The organism is Cupriavidus sp. 22TCCZM04-2 (genome assembly GCF_057798895.1).
This window is the reverse complement of record NZ_JBYOJS010000024.1, coordinates 72,508-91,574: the sequence shown is the minus strand read 5'-3', so window position 1 is coordinate 91,574 and position 19,067 is coordinate 72,508. Positions and strand designations below refer to the sequence as shown.

At 64.1% G+C, this 19,067-nt stretch carries 10 protein-coding genes; 5 read left to right on the top strand and 5 right to left on the bottom strand.

The window, feature by feature from the left end:
- The 5 genes from AC3FKG_RS26410 to AC3FKG_RS26390 form a co-directional block, all read right to left on the bottom strand.
- Positions 1 to 805 (bottom strand): YdcF family protein (locus AC3FKG_RS26410; RefSeq protein WP_488744545.1); only part of this gene is annotated, 805 nt, incomplete at its 3' end.
- Positions 806 to 1,563: 758 nt separating this feature from the next.
- Positions 1,564 to 2,106 carry a phosphoglycerate mutase family protein gene (locus AC3FKG_RS26405; RefSeq protein ID WP_488744544.1) on the bottom strand — a complete coding sequence of 181 codons (543 nt, stop codon included), beginning with the start codon at positions 2,104 to 2,106 and terminating at the stop codon, positions 1,564 to 1,566.
- A 162-nt stretch (positions 2,107 to 2,268) separates the two neighbouring features.
- Positions 2,269 to 3,657, bottom strand: coding sequence for a carbohydrate porin (locus tag AC3FKG_RS26400; protein ID WP_488744543.1), 1,389 nt, complete (start codon positions 3,655 to 3,657; stop codon positions 2,269 to 2,271).
- Positions 3,658 to 3,934: 277 nt separating this feature from the next.
- Positions 3,935 to 4,927, bottom strand: coding sequence for a tripartite tricarboxylate transporter substrate binding protein (locus tag AC3FKG_RS26395; RefSeq protein ID WP_488744542.1), 993 nt, complete (start codon positions 4,925 to 4,927; stop codon positions 3,935 to 3,937).
- A gap of 293 nt (positions 4,928 to 5,220) precedes the next feature.
- Complete coding sequence (locus AC3FKG_RS26390) at positions 5,221 to 5,520, bottom strand: hypothetical protein (protein WP_488744541.1); 300 nt, start codon at positions 5,518 to 5,520, stop codon at positions 5,221 to 5,223.
- Positions 5,521 to 5,927: 407 nt separating this feature from the next.
- Between AC3FKG_RS26390 and AC3FKG_RS26385 the strand changes: the two genes are divergently transcribed.
- The 5 genes from AC3FKG_RS26385 (at position 5,928) to AC3FKG_RS26365 (ending at position 19,062) form a co-directional block, all read left to right on the top strand.
- Complete coding sequence (locus AC3FKG_RS26385; protein ID WP_488744540.1) at positions 5,928 to 8,405, top strand: two-partner secretion domain-containing protein; 2,478 nt, start codon at positions 5,928 to 5,930, stop codon at positions 8,403 to 8,405.
- Positions 8,402 to 10,153: a ShlB/FhaC/HecB family hemolysin secretion/activation protein gene (locus tag AC3FKG_RS26380; RefSeq protein ID WP_488744539.1), complete on the top strand. Its 1,752-nt coding sequence runs from the start codon at positions 8,402 to 8,404 to the stop codon at positions 10,151 to 10,153. Before AC3FKG_RS26385 ends, AC3FKG_RS26380 begins: the two co-directional genes overlap by 4 nt.
- 23 nt (positions 10,154 to 10,176) lie before the next feature.
- Complete coding sequence (locus tag AC3FKG_RS26375; protein WP_488744538.1) at positions 10,177 to 10,995, top strand: peptidylprolyl isomerase; 819 nt, start codon at positions 10,177 to 10,179, stop codon at positions 10,993 to 10,995.
- A 205-nt stretch (positions 10,996 to 11,200) separates the two neighbouring features.
- Positions 11,201 to 18,661 (top strand): two-partner secretion domain-containing protein, encoded by a 7,461-nt coding sequence (locus tag AC3FKG_RS26370; protein ID WP_488744537.1) that lies wholly within the window; start codon positions 11,201 to 11,203, stop codon positions 18,659 to 18,661.
- Positions 18,658 to 19,062: a hypothetical protein gene (locus AC3FKG_RS26365; RefSeq protein ID WP_483709991.1), complete on the top strand. Its 405-nt coding sequence runs from the start codon at positions 18,658 to 18,660 to the stop codon at positions 19,060 to 19,062. Before AC3FKG_RS26370 ends, AC3FKG_RS26365 begins: the two co-directional genes overlap by 4 nt.
- Positions 19,063 to 19,067 lie beyond the last annotated feature (5 nt).

The following is a 19,067-nucleotide window of genomic DNA, read 5'->3' as shown; positions in this document are numbered from 1 at the left end:
CCCCCAACACCCACCCACTGATCGCCGCAAAATACTCCCGCAACCACGCATTGAACCGAAGGTACAAAGGCGTCTGCGCCCCCACGCCGGACACCTCGCCGAACCCCGCCTTGCGCGCAATCCGCACCGCTCGCCATACGTGGAAATCACTGGTCACCACGACAATGGGCGCTGCGGCCGTCACGCCCTGCTCGCCAAGCAAGCGCTGGCTGAACACCAGGTTCTCCTCGGTACTGGTACTGCGTCCCTCGCGCAGGATCCGGTCCGGCGCCACCCCGCGCGCGATCAGGGTGTCGGCCATGATGTCAGCCTCCCGGCATCGCCCGCCGAAGTCCAGGCCGCCACTCACGACGACCTTGGCCGACGGCCAGCGGCGCGCTTGCGCCATGCCTTGCTCCAGTCGTGCCATCAACGTTGGCGAGGCCTCGCAGTCCGGCGAGCCGGAACCGAGCACGATGATGGCTGCGGGCGGCGATGCATGGCGCGTGGCGGGTTCCATGCCGCTGCGGATGCCATGGAAGAACCATCCCACCGTCACCAGCCACGCGGCAAAGGCGCCCCAGCCTGCCGCCCAGATCCATTGGCGCCACGGCTTCGCCGCGCGCCATTGCGCCACTTGCCGCCAGCGCCATGACAGCGCGAGAAAGGCCGCGCCGATGGCCAAGGGCAGCACGATGCCGAAATTGAACAGGCCCATCAGCATCAGCGCGATGGCATCGCCCAGCAGCAAGGCGCCCGCCAATGCCAGTCCGATGCGCAGCCACGGGGCGCGGGCTTTTATGTCATGCGTTGTGGTTCGTGCCAACTTCGTCCTTTGCGTGGAACTGGTTGGCGTCAAGCATACCGCGCCGTGATGGCGTCCGGTCGTGACAGGCGGGGAGCCTGCTCAGAGCCTGTTTGCGAATGTCAGGTTCGCCCAATGCGTCCAGCTTTTCAAGTACCGCATCTGTCAGAGCGATCTGCGCCGCCTTCACGATTCTTTCGACACGGCCAATTCGGCGCTCGCGCTTCGAGCGGATTGCTTGTCTCGCTCAGGGCCATCAAGGCGCGCGCGCTCTAACCAGGACGACCGGAATCATGATCCTCCGCGAAGGTAAGGCGCCTCTCTATGACTAATGATGCGCGAACAGCGCGATCAGGATGATCAGCGGAATGGGTACGCCAAGCAAGTAGAGCAAGATGGAACGCATGATTGTCTCCTGTTGAAATGTGGAGTTCAGAAGTCGCGTTGCCGTCCGCCAATCGTGGCGGTCAGGCTTGCAGCGAACGCGCCCATCAGCAGCGAGACGAAAAGCCACAGTGACGCGTAGATGCCGGCCCGTGTGAGCCAAGTAATATCCGAGAACAGTTCCGGCAGGTAAGTCTTACATCAGCGCTGAGAGCTGCTGGGCAAGCTTTGCCTTTTACGAAGTGGCCTATCAGGCGGCGATCTGCCGACACTGCCATCACATCATGCCGTGAAGACTGCGGCATGGTGGACGATGGAAATCTGGACGATTCGCGAAAGCTCCCCCTCTTGGAACGTCCGGATCTGGGTCCTTGAGTATCGTGCAGCCATGGACTTCAGGACGAGTCTCCTGGAAGCAACTTCTGCGGCACCTCACCCCAATCCCACCTTGCACCAGCACGCTCTAGTACCCACACCATGTCAAACTGATCCTCCGGCCAGGGCGCGGGCGAAAACTTGCCATCGGACAGAAGGTTCACGACGGTCGCAAGGAGTTTGTGTTCCCACACGACAAGGACAGTACCGTCTCGACGCTTTACGTCGGCTACGAGTCCGTCCACTTCGTCCTTGAGGTAATCACAAACGAATGGCGCTGAACGCTCGGCCTTCAACAGAGCAGAAAGCGAACTGATTGTTTGCACCGACCGTTTGCTTTGGCTTTCCGGTCCTACTCCTACTGCGAAAACCACATCGGGAGTGGTTATCTTCCCAATAGCTGTAGTTGCGGGATAGAAAAACCGGACCAATGCACCGGCGCGCTGCCATCCCCGCGGAGTCAGGCTTTCCGGATCAGGGTTACCAGATTCATCGACGCCGCCCGCCCCTCCCGGGGTGGGCTTCTCCGCATGCCGGATCAACATGACTTTATCCAGTGACATGGTTTCTCCTCGATCGTTGGAGGCAGGTCCATGCCTTGTGATAGGCCTTTTTCGTCCTGACCGGTATCGGTAACGGTCTGACAACCATTTTCCCCACGTTGGTCCGGAACTGACACTGTCGACCGTCCCCTCGCTCTATAGCGCCCTCCTGAATGGATGCGATCAAAACTGCGCGTGCACCCGCACGCCGTAGAACCTTGCAGGGCCACGATCGCGGTTGTAGCCGGGATGCCTGATGTACTGGAAGTCCGGACTGACGAAGAAGTGCCGCTGCACCGCCAGGCTGTAGAACACCTCGAAAATCTGCTCGGGGCCATAGCGCAGTGCGCCATCGCCAAGGAATCCGCCCAAGCCCCCACGCGCGAGGTATTCCTGATGCTCCTTCGACAGCCCGTTGACGGCCGCGGCAACACCGAGGCTGTCCATCGCCCGATGCCAATAGCCACCCTTCAGGATTGCCCCGGCCGAAGCGCTGCGCCCCACTTCCGTGAATGCATAGCTTTCGGTCTTGTCATCGGCCCAATCGGCCCTGGCATAGAGTCCCAGCGATTCCCCGACCTTCTGCTCCAGACTGACGCCGGCGCCGACCTTCGCATGTTCGCGCCGTACCTGCGCCACATCGGGAACGCTGCCGGTGCGGGACGCCAGGTCCAGTGCGTCGGTGAACGCCCCCATATGTGCATGGTTACGCCATAGCAGCACGCGCGCTTTCCCTGCGCTGCCGAACAATGTGTACCCATGCTCCAGTTCCAGCATGTCGCCGTAGTGCTCGAAGATCCTGGTATCGAGTTCTAGCCCGTTCGGTTGCAGGGGCTGCAGGAACCGGCCGAGTCGCACCGCCCAATCGCCGTCGATGTATTCGACCGCCGCCCCCCATGTGTAGCCGCGCGCATCAGCCGGGAAGTCGAACGATGCATGGGAAGCAAACGCAGTGTTGAGGTATTCGCTGCGAGGGTCGTGCGCGTATTCGAGGCTGTTGAAGACATCGAGCACGGACAGGTTGCCAGCCGTGATCACGATGCGGCGCTTGCTCTGCTGGCCCGCAAGCTGATGAAAGCCGGATTCCGCCGCTTCCGTCTCGTTACCGAGTGCGATCTCCTGCCGCAGAAACAGTCTTGCCCTGTAGATCGTAGGATGCGCTACCGCGGCCTTCGCCAGTTCACCGTTGGCCAGCCCGCCCAGGCCCTGCGAATCGGAGAACGCGACGCCCTGGATCAGCTCGGGATCCAGAAAGACAGAAGCGCCATGCCAGAGACGCAATCCCACGCTCAGCGTTGCCGACCACGAATAGCCGTGCTCCGCGGATGGCAGCAGGCTCTTGGTGCCTGTGTATGCGGCCGTGAACGGTGGCTTGTACTGCCAGATGTAGGTTGACTGGCCATGAACCGCTACCGATTCCTCCGGCTTCGTTACTTCACTGCCGCTCGCAGCTGCCACTTCCTCCAGGCTGGCAGTGGGATCTTTGTCGGCTGCGGCAACCGAGGCGGGCACAACCAGTGCGCAAGAGAGAAGAAGGGTTGCGAGGACAACCCGATGACCATCATTGAACATGATTGCAACGTCCTGGCCGCCTCCGGTGGTCTTTGCGCAGGTAGCCCCCGCCCGCACTACCAGCTTATGCGGTTGCGACGCCTTTTGGCATAACGTTTGCGTGGGCCGGCGATCACGTTCGCGTGGTCTGTGGCTACCGCGTTAAAGCGTGCGAGGCGGAGAATGTGATGACCGAGCCCTCTTCTGACTTCACCAGGCCAGTCATGGATCAAGGGCTGGCCTGCCGGAGACTGAGAACTCGAAGGAGCTGAAGTCGTACCCGAGGCTGCACTGGAGGTCATGAGCCGCTGTTCTTCCTATATCGGATCGACTCCAGCACCGCCTTCTCTCGCGCCATGGCGCTGATCGCAAAGCGGCGGTACTGGTCGGGGCTCATATACATCGGTTCCATATCGAAGGGTTTCAGTGCATCCCTGAAATTGTCCTGTGCCATCGCCTGCCTGAAAGCCGCGTGGAGCCTGGCAATGATCGGTGCCGGCGTGCCTTTGGGTGCCGCCAGTCCCCACGGCGACGATTGCGCGATGTCGATGCCGCACTCCTTCAGCGTTGGCACGTCGGGAAAGCGCGGCATGCGCTTGTCTCCCCAGACCGCCAGCAGGCGCAGCTTGCCGCTTTCGACATAGGGTTGCCACCCACCGGTTTCGGCGGCCGACATGACATGGCCGCCAAGCAAGGCCTGCAGGGATTCGCTGGTCCCCTTGAACGGTACGTGGGTCAGCCGGATGCCCGCCGTTTGCGAGATCTGTTCCATGGTCAGATGATTGGTCGTGAGCGAGCCCGGCGTGGAATAGCTCAACGCGTCGGGATGCGCCTTCGCGTAGGCGATGTAGTCCGCCATCGTCTTGATGGGCGAGGTCGCGGGCACGACAAGGCCGAACACGTAGCCGGTCACGCCGAGTATGTAGGCCAGGTCCGCCGGGTTCCAGTTAATGTCGATGGTATAGGGCAGGCGGAACACGCTCTGCGGGACGACCGCCAGGGTGCAGCCGTCCGGCCTGGAGGACTGCAGTATCTGCGCCGGCAATACGCCTGCGGCGCCCGGCTTGTTTTCGATCACGATGGGCTGCCCCAGTGTCTTCGATGCATTGGCCGCCAGCACTCGCATGGGGCCGTCGCTGGAGCCGCCCGGGGGAAAGCCGAGCAGGATGCGGATGGGACGCTCGGGGTATCGGCTGTAGTCCGCGAGTGCATATGCGGGGCCGCCCTGGATGGTGAAGCCTCCGCTGACAAGGCCGGCGGCGCCGGCTCGCAATAAATGACGTCTGTTCACTGCTGTCTCCTCTTTGGTGTTTTTCTCTGCGGCAATGGACGGCCGGTCAGGCGCGCGCAGCGCCTGTATTGCCGCATTGCAGTTCAGTATTCGCTTGGGAGACAGGCGGGTTCAATGCGAAATTGCGTCAGCAATCGAGGGATATGTCCATTGATTTAGCGGAATGAAGAACTGAGCGTCTCAGCATGGAACCCACGCCCGGCACGGACCTGGGGGCTGCGACATAAATCAGATGACGATGTACAGGAGCGCTGCGGGGTGCAGTTCGCCATGCGCCAGACGCTAGGAAGAAATCAGGACAACGTGGCCAGCAACTTGATGAAGTTGCGCTTCGCGCGATAGGTCGCGCGAATCTTTTTCAGTTCGCTGGTGAACTTTGCGCGCTCCCCCAGCTTTGCCCTCAGCTTGCCGATGGCGCGCACGATTTCAAACGCCTCGTCATAGCGCGCGTTGCGCGCGCTTCCCGCAGCGACCGGCAGCAGCTGATGATAGAGGGCAATCGCGTCACGCGGATGTGTGCTGCCGCGAACCGCTGCCATCCGCCGCCACAGCTGCGTCGAAACCGGGCCAGCGATGAAAGCGCCCCAGGCCATGTCGTTCTTGTCCTCGAAGAGGAAGATACTGACCAGTTCGGTGCGCGCCGACGTGTGCCAGTCAAGGCCGGCGGACGGTCACGATGATACCTGCGCGGAGCGCTCGGCAAGGCCATAGCTCATGTCAGTGCGTTCCATTGCTTCCCGATTGCCCTGAGGGGCATCAAATCAAAATCTTCAAAAAATCTCTCCAAAAATCGGATTTGTCCTAAAGATTCCGTAGAGATTTGTCGATAGTATGCCCTCCAATTTTGCGCGTAGGGCACACCGAGCTGCTGGCTAACATTCAATCGTGTGTCTCACTCTGAGACATTTCGCTCCCGCGCCACATCCCAAGGAGGAAGGCAGTGGGGTACGGTTCCAGCACGACGAAGGGCAGACATGTATTCTGGCGCCGATCGCAGGGGATGATGGCATTGCTTCTCGCCATGGCCGCCGCGAAATGCTGGTCTGCGGGCGTCGTTCCCGATGGCGGTAGTCTCACGTCGGCGAGTGTTGGCGCCAATGGCCGTGTCACTGTCAACCTCGCGCCGGCCATCGGCGGCGTCTCGACCAATACCTATCGCGACTTCAATGTCTCGCGTGCGGGCGTCGACCTTGACAACAACGCAGTACTCGCACGCACCATCCTCAACCAGGTAACCAGCACCAATCCCTCCGTGCTGGAAGGCCCGCTCACCGTACTCGGGCCGCAACGCGCGAACGTCATCGTGGCCAATCCGAATGGCGTGACGGTGAATGGCCTGACCGTGCATAACATGGGCAATCTCGCCCTCACGACCGGCCAGGTCTCCTTTAATGACTTCACCACAGCGAATGCAGAACTGCAGCGCAATGTCATCCTGAAGACGGGCCAGGGTGCGATTGTCGTTGGCGCCGAAGGCTTGTCCGGCTCACTCCTGAACCTGGAGCTGATCGCCAGCCAAATTCGTATTGGCGGACCGGTCACCAATCTGTATAGCGATGCGAACGCGAAGGTGCGCCTGGTAGCCGGCACAAGCCGCGCCGAGATCGATACCGGCGTATCGCCCACGGACAATCTGACGCCGTGGATTACCTACTCGTCGCCGTTGACTACGCCCGGCCAGGGCGTCGCTATCGACATCAGCGCTGCAGGCAGCCTCAGTTCCGGCCGCATTGAACTCCTGGTGACGGACCGGGGAGCAGGGGTACATCACGCCGGCGCGGCTTTTGCCACCGCAGGGGACTTCGTGGTGACGGGCAGCGGTGACTTGCAGCTGGCTTCGGGCACGATCCAGGCCAGGCGTGACGTGCTGGTCCAGAGCGGCGGCCTGGTGGGTACCGGGAACGTCAGTGCTGGCCGGCACCTGCAGGTGAGTTCCGACCGCGTGGACCTGGCGCAGTCGCGTCTGTTGGCCGGAACGAACGAGCCCGGCGATATCGTGATCGGCGCAACGGGGCAGGTACATAGCCAGCCCATCCGCCTTGCCGAATCCACGCTCGACGCCAGCGGCGGTATCGGCATCTTCGGCGCAGGCGAAGGATTGTCGCTCACCGGCACGCAGGCGAAGGCCGCGGGTAACGTCTTGATCCAGACGCCGAGCCTCGCGATGGAAGGGGGTGTCCAGCGCGGCGCACTGGTGTCCACCAGCGGGACTGTGACAGTGGCCACCGGGGACGCGACGGTTTCCCGAGCCGATATCGACGGCGTGGCCGGCACGCGCATCCAGTCGCGAAACCTGACCCTGCGGGAGGCGGAGGTCAGGTCTTCCGGCGAATCCGTCGTCATGGATGCCACGGGCACCTACACGCAGCACGACAGCAGCGTGCTGGCAGCTACCAATGTGCGCGTGCACGGCGAGGCCGTGACAATCGATTCAGCCAGCACGCAGGCGTCACTTGTGGCGAAGAGCGGGGGCGTGCTGATCGAGTCCGATACCGACGTCACCAACGATGGAGCCCTGATTCAAGGCCAGACCCGTATCGCCGGCGAGCCATCGTCCACGGGCGCGGTGACCGTGCGTGCCGGCGGCAATGTCACGAACCAGTCCACGCCCACTTACCTCGGCATCCTGTTTGGCGCGGCTGATGATGTCGATGTGCAAGCGGCTGGCAACGTTGTGAACCGCCACGCTCGCATGCTCTCAAACGGCTTCTTGCGCATTCACGCGGATGGCGACGTCTCCAATGAGATCAGCAAACAGCCCGGCAGCAATGGCGAGCAGCCGACGTTCTACGCAGCATCCGGTCAACGCTGGCTGGCGCTCTCCAGGCGCACCGCGGGATTCGATGTGGACTATGGTTTGGCCGATCAGCCCGGCCAGATCGCTTACCTGCTCTCGGACAAGGGCACGACCATCTCCGGGCGCAACGTCACCAACTATGGTGGTGAGATCTACGCCAACAACGGGCCGATTCACATCACGGCCGCCGACACGTTCCGAACGCAAGGCGTGTCCACCGGCGTCGCGCACTACGAGCGCTCCTGTCTGATCTTCTGCCGCACTTCGGCATCATCGAGCACGGTGGTGACTGGTGGCCTGTTGTCCGCGGGCGGTGACATCGACATCCAGGCCGGGAAGGCGGCCTATAACGCGGGCGGCCGGGTGCTGGCCATGGGCGAGCTGACGGTCACGGCGCCGGTTACCTACGCGAGCGGCATCACCGGTTACACCGCGATTGCTCGGGATCGCGGCTTCAAGGCCTTCTTTGGGGATACCTGGGCGCGCCTGTATGCGACGGACGTGGGTGGCAGTTGGATGGCCGCCGGCAAGACGCAGATCAACGGCGACACCGTCACCGATGGCGGCAGCTTCGACGGCAACGTCACGGTCAGTGGTCTGTCCTCCGTGATTCGAGCGCGCCATCGCGATCCGGTATCGATCGATAGCCATCTGGGTCTCACCAGCTGGTTCTGGCAATGATGTGGAAATCAATTTCGCTGCGTGCAGCCGCGTGGGCGGCCATGGCCCTGGCGTGCGCGCCAGCGTGGGCTCAGGTGCCACCGGCCGCGCTCGTGCCCGAGGATCCCGCGCAACGGCTCTTGCGCGAGCAGCGTCAGCGCGAGCTTGAGCGCGAGGCGACCCAGCCTCCGGCCAAAATCGAAGTGCCCACTGTGGTGCCTGCCGATGCATCGGTGGAGGCGGTGCCCGAAACCTCCGCCACCTTCGAGATCCGCCGCATTGAGGTCGCCGGCAACACGGTCCTGAGCGACCGCGAGGTCGAGGCCATCACCGCGCCATTCGTCGGCCATGCGCTGGGCACCAACCGCATCAACCTCTTGCTGCGGCGCTTCACCGAGGCGTTTGTCGCCAGGGGCTACATCACCACGCGCGCATATCTTGGCGAGCAGAACCTTGCCAGCGGAGTGTTGGTCATTACCGTCGTACCAGGCAAGGTGGCGGCGATCACGCTCAACGGCGAGACGATCCGGCCGAATGACCGCGCCCCTTTTGACACGATGGGAGGCGGCTGGCTGACCGATGCCGGTACCGCTGCCCAGTTCCCTGCGCCCGGAGATACCTTGCGCTTGCAGGACCTGGAGCAGGGCGTGGACCAGATCAACCGGCTGCGCCGAAACCGCGCCGAGCTGCAGATCCAGCCTGGCCAGACGCCGGGCAGTTCGATCGTTGCGCTGGCCAATCAACCGGGTGACCGCTTCCGGTTCAATGCCGGTGTGGACAACTATGGCAGCAAGACCACGGGGACTTCACGCACGCGGCTTGGCATCGACGCGGAAAACGCGCTTGGCTTTCAGGAGGCGCTGTCGGCGAGCTACGTGGGTACGCTGGACACCAACGCCGCCGTCGTGTCGGCAGCCGTGCCTTGGGGTTACAACACCTTCAGCTACACCGGCTCGGTCTCCGAGTATCAGAACGTCATCGGAGACACGGCGCTGCTGTACGGCCGCACCTTCGGTCATACGGTTGGCTGGAACCGGGTTCTCACCCGTAGCCAGAGTGGCAGGCAGGCCTTCGACCTGACGCTGACGCACCGCAAGACCGAGCGCGAGATCAACAATTTCCAGCTCGACCCGCAGCGCCTGACCGTGCTGCGCGCGGCCTGGAGCGGGCTGCGGCGCTTCACGGCCAACAGCCAGCCGGGCTATGGAACGGCTGAAGTCGGCATCTCGCGTGGCCTGCCCAGCGTCAATGCCACCCGCGACCCCTCGGACATCCGATCCGACGAGGCTCACGCCCAGTTCACCAAGCTGGATGGCAACGTGGGCTGGCAGCTGCCGTTGCCTTTGGTGTCCGACAGTGCGCGCCTTGCCTGGCGCGCCCAGTTGGTCGGGCAGTGGACCACTGTGGCGCTGTTTGGCTCCGAGCAGATCTATGCCGGCGGCATGAGCACGGTGCGCGGCTTTCGTGAAGGGGTGATCGCCGGCGACCGCGGCGCCTACTGGCGCAACGAACTGGCGTGGGCCAACGCGCCGAAGCTGGCGGGCCTGCGCATGGAGCCGTATCTCTGTCTCGATGGCGGCCAGACGATGTACGTGGCCACCCGTCACTGGCAATACGTGGCCGGCACTGGCGCCGGCCTTCGCCTTTCGGCCCAGTGGGCCCGGCAAACCTTCACCAGCGAGCTTCTGGTTGGCGTACCGCTGGCCCAGCCGGCCGTGCTGGGTGGCAAGCGCCCAATCGTGCTGGCCACGCTCAACTGGCTCTACTGAGCTCCATCTCCAGGGAATTCACCATGTCGTCCAACTCCGCCCGTTTCCTGATCACCACCGCCATGGCCTTGGGCCTGCAGGCATACCTGCCCGCCGCCGATGCGGCTTCCGTCAATGGCGTGACCATCCCGGACAGCCAGGTCACGGCGGCGCTGCAGCAGGCGCATCTCCCCGATACGCCGCAAGCGCGCAGTGCCATCACACAGCAACTGATTGCGCGGGAGCTGTTCCGCCAGGAGGCAGCCAAGGACAAGTCTCTCGAATCGCGCGCCGAGGTGCAGCAGGCCATCCGTGACGCCAGGTCGGCGATCCTCACCCAAGCCTGGCTGAAGGACCACATCAAGCCGGCCCCCGTCACCGACGCGGAGGTCAGGGCGCGCTATGACGCCATCGTGGCCAGTCTCGGCGACAAGGAATACAAGGCGCGCCTGATTCAGGTAGCCGACGAGGCGGGGGCTGCGGCGGCACTCGCGCGTATCAAGGGCGGCGAGGACTTTGGCAAGGTGGCGCAGCAGGTCAGCCTCGCGCCTTCAAAGGCCGCCGGTGGCGCGATGGACTGGGTCAGCTTCAAGGTGCCGGCGCAGGACGGCAAGACGCAAGGGCTGCCGCTCCCGCTCGCGCAAGCCATCGCGACCTTGCCTGCCGGCGCGCTCAGCGCCGCGCCGATTGCTTTCGACAACCGCTTCTACCTGCTCAAGGTCGACGAGGTACGTGCCACGCAAGTGCCGGCCTTCGATCAGGTAAAGCCTGGCATCCAGCAAGCCTTGCAGGCGCAGGCGCTCGAGCGCGCGACTACCGCGCTGGTCACGCAGCTGCTGGCCAAGTCCAGGATCGCCCAGTAAGCAAGCGGGCAGGGCGGGGCGCAGCTTCGCCACGTCGCCCGCGGCGCGTGAGCCAACGCACCGCGCCAACCCCGACGCAAGACAAGCAGCAAACCGCATCGTCAGGATCGCTATGACCCGCACGCAGTCGGCCGCCACGGCCCCCGCAGCACAGATCCCCGCTGGACTCCACGCCGGCGCCACGACCCGCGCAACGATGTCAGGCATGACACCTGACGTTTCGATGGCTGAGCGCACGCGCCGTAGCTTTGCGGCGCGCACCTTGGCCGGAGTCGTGGCGCTGACGCTGTGGCTGGCGCCGCTGCAGGTGTCGCTCCAGCAGGCGCGCCAGGCAGCCGGTGTGCTGGCTGCGGGCGCGGTTGCGGTCGACACGCCAGCGGTGCTGGCCGGTGCGGCACGCCAGGGGTTGATGCGGTGGGCGGTCAATCACTTGCCGGTGACGATCAGCTTCGGCATGCGCGAGGCCAATGCCGCGCCCATCGTCGATCCCACAGCACCGATCCGATTCCAGCCGGCGATCAGTGCCACCACGGGAGCCGGTGCGCCAGAAGGAGGCGTGCCAGTCGTGGGCATCACCACACCGAACGCTGCGGGCATTTCGCTGAACCAGTACCGCGCGTTCGTGGTCGATCCGGTTGGCCTGATCCTGAACAACAGCACCACGGGTGGGGGCACCTTCCTTGGTGGCCAGGTGGCGGCGAATCCGAACCTTGCCGGCTCGGGACCGGCAAGCCTGATCATCAACCAGGTCACCAGTACGGCGCCGGCACAGGTCAACGGCACGGTGGAGATCTTCGGCGCGCCCGCCGGACTCGTCATTGCCGCGCCGGGTGGCGTCTATACAAGCGGTGCAGGCTTTACCAATGCGACGCAGGTGACGCTCACCACGGGCGTGCCGCAATTCCTGTCCACCACTGGCGTCCCGAGCAGCTTTGATGCGGCCTCCGCGGCTGGCTTCCTGGTGGAGGGCGGGCGCATCCAGATTGCCAATCCGGCCCCGGGCAATCCCAATGGCGTCGGTATCGACGGCACGGTCGGCAACATCAACCTGATCGGCGAATCTATTGGCATCGATGCGGCGCTCTACGCCGGCAACCAGATCAACGTCGTGGCCGGACGCCAGTTGGTGGCACCGGCCGGCAGCGGCTTCACCACTATTGCTACCGGCCCGAACAATGCCGTCACCAACACCACGGCGGCCAATGGACTGGCGATCGATGCCACAGCGTTTGGTGCCATGACCGCGGGCCAGATCACCATCCTGTCGACGGCGGCTGGCGTGGGTGTCCGCGCCGACGGCAACCTGGCGGCCTCCGCCGGCAACCTGACGCTGGATTCGGCGGGCAACCTCAAGGTCGGCAAGACTTACGGCAAGGGTGACGTCGTCCTGTCGGCTGCAGGCAGCGCCAATGCCGCGGGCAATGGGCAGGCTGAGGGCAACTACAGCGTGCGTTCGGGCCTGGATGCCACGCTGGGTGGCACGCTCAGCGCCAACCATGCAGTGACCGTCAACGCAGGCGGATCGATCACTGGCGCCGGCGGCGTCAGCGCACAGCAGGCGGTGACGCTGGCCGCCGGCGCCAGCGTCGATATCGGTGGCGCAGTATCGGGTTCGCAGGTATCGGTCTCGGCGGCGGGTAATGATGGCCGTGGCGACATACATTTGGGCGGCAACGTGACCTCGCCGGGGATCATCGCCCTCAATGCGGCCCGCGATACCACCATTGACGGCAGCGCGGTGTCGGCGGGCGATCTGAACCTGTCCAGCCAGCGTAACCTGACCATCCACGGCGCGGCAGGCAGCACCGGCGGCAACGTCACGCTCACCGGTGTCAGCGGAGCCGTGACGACCACGGGCGATGTGGTCTCGCCCGGTTCCCTGACTGTGAGTGCCGCCACGGACGCCAGCCTCGGCGGCCAGGTGGCGGCCACCGGCCCGGTATCGGTGACCGCGCACAGCGGCAGCATCACGACCAGTGGCCAGGTTGGCAGCAACGCGGACCTGACGCTTGCCGCCGCGCAGAACGTGACCGTGGGCGGGCAGGCGCAGAGCCAGGGCAAGACCACGATTACGGCGGCGAATGGCAGTGCCACCATCAACGGCGCGCTCACCAGCAACGGCGACGCGGCCATCACCGCTGCGCAGGACGCGACGGTGGCGGGCAGCCTTGACAGCGGCGGCAACACCACCATCCAGGCCACCAGCGGCTCGGCCACGGTGAACGGTTCGCTCCTGAGCATGGGCGATACGACAGTGAGCGCGGGCCAGAACGCGAACCTGAGCGGCGGCGTGCTGACCGTGGGAAATCTCAACGCCAGGGCAGGGCAGACCCTGACCGTGGGCAGCCTGCCCTATGTGGGCGGCAATGCAACGCTGCGCGGCCAGGACGTGAGCCTCGGCTCAGCCACCGGACAGGACAACCAGATCGGCGGCACGCTGGATGCCGCGGCCACCAATAGCCTGACGCTGACCGGCAACACGCAGGCCACCAACGCGACCCTCGCGGGCCAGACGGTGAGCAATGCCGGAACGACAGTCGCTACGCAGACGCTCGCCGTCAATGGCGGCAGTATCTCCAACGCGAGCACGGGCGCACTGGTAGGCAATGCGGTCAACGTGAGTGCAGGCGATGTGGTCAATCGGGGCACGCTGGGTGGCCAGACCGTCGACGTCAAGGCGGCCAACAGCCTGGACAACGCGGGCGGCCTGTTGGTTGGCGTGCGGAGCCTGAATGTCACGACAGGGGCGCTGGCCAGCAACGCAGGCGGCACGCTCTTCGCGGGCGACCTGTCGGGTCTGAATCCAACCGTGGGTGACCTGAGGCTGACGGTCAACGGTGGTGCAGGCAGCTTCAATAACGCGGCGGGCCAGATTCAGGCGGGCAACAACCTGACGGTCAGCACGCCCAACCAAGTACTCGATCCGTCGGCGGCCACCACCGGAACGCTGAATGCCAACGGGACGCTGACGCTCTCGGCCCAGGCCATCCGGAACACCGGCACCTGGGATGTGCTGCCGGGTAACGTGGTCCTGAATGGCGCACAAGGTGGCAGCAACACCGGCACCATCCAGAAGGCGGGCGACCTGACTCTGAGCACCGGTGGCACGCTGGACAACAGCGGCCAGATCGTGGGCGGCGGCAACCTGAGCCTTTCGGCAGGCACGCTGACGAACACAGGGGTCATTCACGCCAACCGCGACCTCGCACTGGCCGGCAACACGACCAATGCCGGCACGGTGGAGGCGCTGGGCAACATCGCCATTACGGGCGGCGACTACGACAACCGGGGCGGCACCACGCAGGCGGGCAAGAACCTGGCGGTCGATATCAGCGGGACGCTGAACAACACCGCAAGCACCATTGGTGCCCAGGGTGACGTGCATATCGCTGCGCAGCAGGTCATCAACGACCGGGGCGCACCGGTCAATATGGGCCCCAGTGGCACCGTCTCGGGGCAGGTCCTCAACGACGCGCTGGTCAATTCGGTGGTCATTGGCAGCCACGCCACGCAGGAAACCAACTGTGCGGGCGATTCGGGGTGCAGCACCACAATGACGGGTCCGCCGGTCAACGTCACGCTGGGCGACCTGATCCGCAACCCGGACGGCACCATTCCGCTCCTGCTTGGCAACGTTCAGATCCCGACCGGTGACCTGAACGGCTCCAGCCAGTGGGTGCTGATGTGGCACCTCGGGATGAACCCGGCGTGGTATCCGGACCTGGCGGGGACCCAGTGGCAACAAAGCTTGTCCTTGTCCGCCGTGAAGGTGGACCGCACCGTGGTGCAACAGACCGAGGGCGCCGCCGGCCAGATTATCAGCGGTGGCAAGCTGGACATCACCGCGGCCTCGCTCTCGAACAAGGGCGGCGTGATCTCGGCTGTACGCGACGCAACCCTCAACGTCGGCACGCTGGACAACGGCCATTCGGCCTCGCTGCTCGATGGCGTCACCGACACCGTGAACGCGGGCAGCCTGTCGGCGTTCCTTGCGCAATTGCAGGCCATTGGCGGCACCACCATGGGCGGGCTGGCCGCGCCAGGCTATACGCTGATGTTCGGCCCGCTCACGATTCCCCAGTGCAGCGGAGGGGACAATGGCTGCTCTATCCCAGTGGCAGTCGACACGCCTCTCTTGATCGGCAAAGCAGCGGACGGCTCCGCCGTCACCGGCGCGACGCAGAGCAGCGTCACCGAGCGCGTCGACAAGGCTGGGCAGATCACGGCGGGTGGCAATCTCGCTCTCAATGGGACCGGCGACCTGACTAACGCCGGAGATCTGGCGGCGGTCGGCAATGTCACGATCACCACCCCTGGCACTTTCACCAACCAGGGCTTCTACGACGCCAAGGTCACGACCACGCCGGGATGCATGCCGGGTTCAACCACGTGCAAGATCGCAAATGCGCACTATGACGACCTGACCTGGCAGCAGACGAACAACACGGTGGCGGCAGGGCAAGGGCTGACCATCAACGCAGCCAGCATCCAGAACCTGAATGGCACGCTGGCTGCGCAGGGCAATGTGAACCTGACCGCTCAGAACAGCGTCACCAACCAGAGCGGCACGATCCAGTCGGTCAACGGTGACGTGTCGATCAACGCACCGACGCTGGTCAACAAGGCCATGGACCCGGTGACGCTGCACAAGGACTACGGCGACCTGAACCCGCCTTACGCGGGCGGCTGCAACGGCGGCGGCAGCTACAAGGGCAGCAACTGCTCGGCCAGCGAGACCGTGGCGGCGGGACCGGCGGGCGTCATCCAGGGCGCGCGCGACGTGATCCTGTCCGGCACGACGCTGGCCAACAACGGGGGCCTGATCTCAGGCGGGCGCAACGTCACGGTCACCATGACTGGCGGCGTGGACAACACCAGCCTCGTGCAGAACGCGAACTGGGCCGGCATGTGGGTGGAAAAGACCGGCATGTTCAGCTCGGACAAGACCCACAGCACTGGCGGCACGACGGTGCTGGGCAGCCAGGAATCGCTGATCCGCGCCGGCAACGCGCTGACGGTGACGTCGGGGGGCCAGGTGGTGAACACCGGCAACCTGATGGGCAACTCGGTGGACCTGAGTGGCGCGGCGCTGGTCAATGGCTACACCAGCCCGAACCAGCCGACGCCGCCGGCGACCGCACCGAAGCAAGTGATTTCGCTGGGCCCGGCACCGGTGCCGGCCGGCTCGCTGCCGCCGGCCAACCCCGCGGCAGACCCGACCCAGCCGTGGCAGTTCAACCCTGTCATCGTGGCCACGCCTGGCACGCCCACAACGGGCGGTGCGCAGACGATCGACTGGCATTTCACCGCCAACCTGGGCGGCAATCCGCTCAGCACGCCAGGTGCAAACACCAATCGCACGCAGTACCTGACAGGCTTGGCGGCGACCAGCGTTCTCGCAGGGGTGACGCCGGACGACCTGCTGTCGCAACTGCCGCCGAACCTGCGCCCCGGCAGCAACGTCAGCTTCTATTACGACCCGTACACGGAGAACCAGAAGCTGCAGCAAGCGGCGCTGCAGCAGACGGGGCAGGACAGCTTCATCAGCGGCCTGGCCTATGACAGCCAGCACCAGTTGTCGGTGACCGACCAGGAGAAGCAGGACCTGTACCGGAATGCGGCGGCCTATGCGGCGGTCAACAACATCCCGCTCGGCACCGCGCTGACGCAGGCGCAGATCAATGCGCTGGACAAGCCGATGTTGTGGTACGTCGAGCAGACGGTGCCGGACCCCAGTTGCAACACCGTCAGCAGCCGGGTGTGTCCGGGGGTGACGGCACTGGTACCGCAGGTGTACCTGCCGGAGGGCTACGCGCAGGCGCTGGCCAAGCCGACCGGCGGCAATATCGTTGGGGACAACGTCAATCTGGACTTCGCTGGTGGGACGATCCGCAACAGCGGCACGATCTCGGCGGCCGATACGCTCAGCGTCAAGGCGGCGAGCCTCGACCTCGCGCCCAATGTGGTCGACATCGGCAAGTCGGCCTATGCGATGAAGGGCGGCTGGCTGGAGGTGAGTGGCACGCAGGTGCAGCCGGGCGGGTTCCTAAGCGCGTCCAATATGGACCTGCAGGGGGGGGCCATCAACGCCGTTAACGACGCGCTGCGGATCACTAACCCGGATGGCTCGATCAACCAGGCGGCAACCAATGCGCTGATCGCGCAATTGCAGGCCAACCTGGGCGGCAACTACACCACCGGTACGGTTGCCGACGACATTCACCAGAACTTCATCAAGAAGCAAGGGCCATTGCCGAGTTGGGTCGGCACCATCGCGGCTGTGGCGATCTCTATCGTGACGGCGGGCGCCGGTGCTTCGCTGATGGCCGTCATGATGGCCGGCATGCTGTCAAGCATGGCGAGCCAGGCATTGACGACGGGTTCCGTCAACTTGGGCAAGGCCCTGGAAGCGGGCGCGGTGGCTATGGTGATAGCGGGGCTGACTCAGGGCGTGCTGGCTGGTCTGGAACTGCAAGGTGCCGGCGTCTCTACGATTGGCAATAACATCAGCATGGGCGATTGGGCGGCGGCCCAGTCCAATCTGGGTAACTACCTGGGCGCCAGCGCCGTGCACTCCGCCATCACCGCCGGGGTGAACACCGCTGTCTATGGCGGCAGCTTCGGCCGTGCGTTTGCGACTGGGATGGTCGCGGACGTGGCCGCCCTTGGCGCCAATGCCATTGGCTCCGAAATTCCGGGAATCGGCATGCCCAATGCCAGCCCCGGATCGATCCTGGCGAACGTGGCGGCACACGCGCTGCTCGGGTGTGCGGCGCAGAGCCTGACCGGTGGAAGCTGTGAAGGCGGCGCGATTGGTGGGGCTGCGAGTGCTGTCGTGGCGCCTCTGGTGCGCGATGGGCTGTACGGCGGTACGCAGACCGTGGTCGACAACGGCAACGGTACGCAGACGACCAGCTTCAACAACCTGGGCTACAACGCCGCGACGGTGGCACTTGCGATGCTTGCCGGTGGCAGCCTTGCGACCGCGCTCGGCAAAAGCGCCGATGCGGCAGTGGCAGCGGCGCAAAACGAGTCGCTCAACAATGCATTGAGTGTGAAGGTCGTGCCCCGGCCTGTCCCGACGCCGTTTGGCGTGTTGATGGTGCTCGTTCCGGTCGTGACCGATGATCCTATTGGGACCCCAAATAACGGACCGCAGAAAACCGATCCGTTGACCAACCCTCTGGAGGCGCAGAATGGGGGGAGCCCCATGACGACGCCGAATCAGGGGCCGCGGGGATCGACGCTGACGGGTACTCCTGCCAGCAGTCCGCAAGGGCCAACGATCCTAGCCAACCCCGGTTGCGGATCGGCAGCGGGTCTGCCGTGCGCTGCCTTGACAGTGATGGCCTCTGTCCAGGATGGCATCGACAAGCTGTCCAATATGCTGGACGGAGGCTCCGCGACTGGAGATATCACAAGTAACACGCCACTTGGGCTAGGATCGACGGGGAGAACAGTTCCAAATAGCTTGAACGAGCAACTGGCGATGCAGCAGGTCATATCCAATCCAGAGGCAGGAGCAGTACTACCGCTGAATATGACTGATTCACGCTGGCCGGCATCGGTTGGTTGGGTGAAAATGACACAGAACGTCAACGGCGTTGAGATTCACTACTTGCGCAATACGAATACCGGTGCTGTGGACGATTTCAAATTTAAGTGAAAGCCATGCGTGTAATTTGCAATAGCAATAGCGGACAGAAGCTCCCGACTCGGCTGGTGGCCTTGGGCTATACACAGCAGTCGAGTTTTACCGTCTCGGTTGGCAGAGAGTACTACGTGTTTGCCATGGCTCTGTGGCGGGGCGCGTTACTCCTTCTATTGGCAGACGATTATCACCTACCGAATTGGTTTCCTGTGCAGCTGTTCTCAGTAGCCGATCCTCGATTACCGGATGAGTGGTTATTCATGCCCAGCGGAAGCGATGAAGGGATGCTGCAGGCGCTATGGGGGTATGAACAACTGATCACAGATGGGACTCACTACGATGGCCTCTTGGAGCGAGAGCCGGAGGCGCTTCGATATTTTTACGAAGAAGAGAAGCGTCGTCTTCAGAACGATTGATTTGT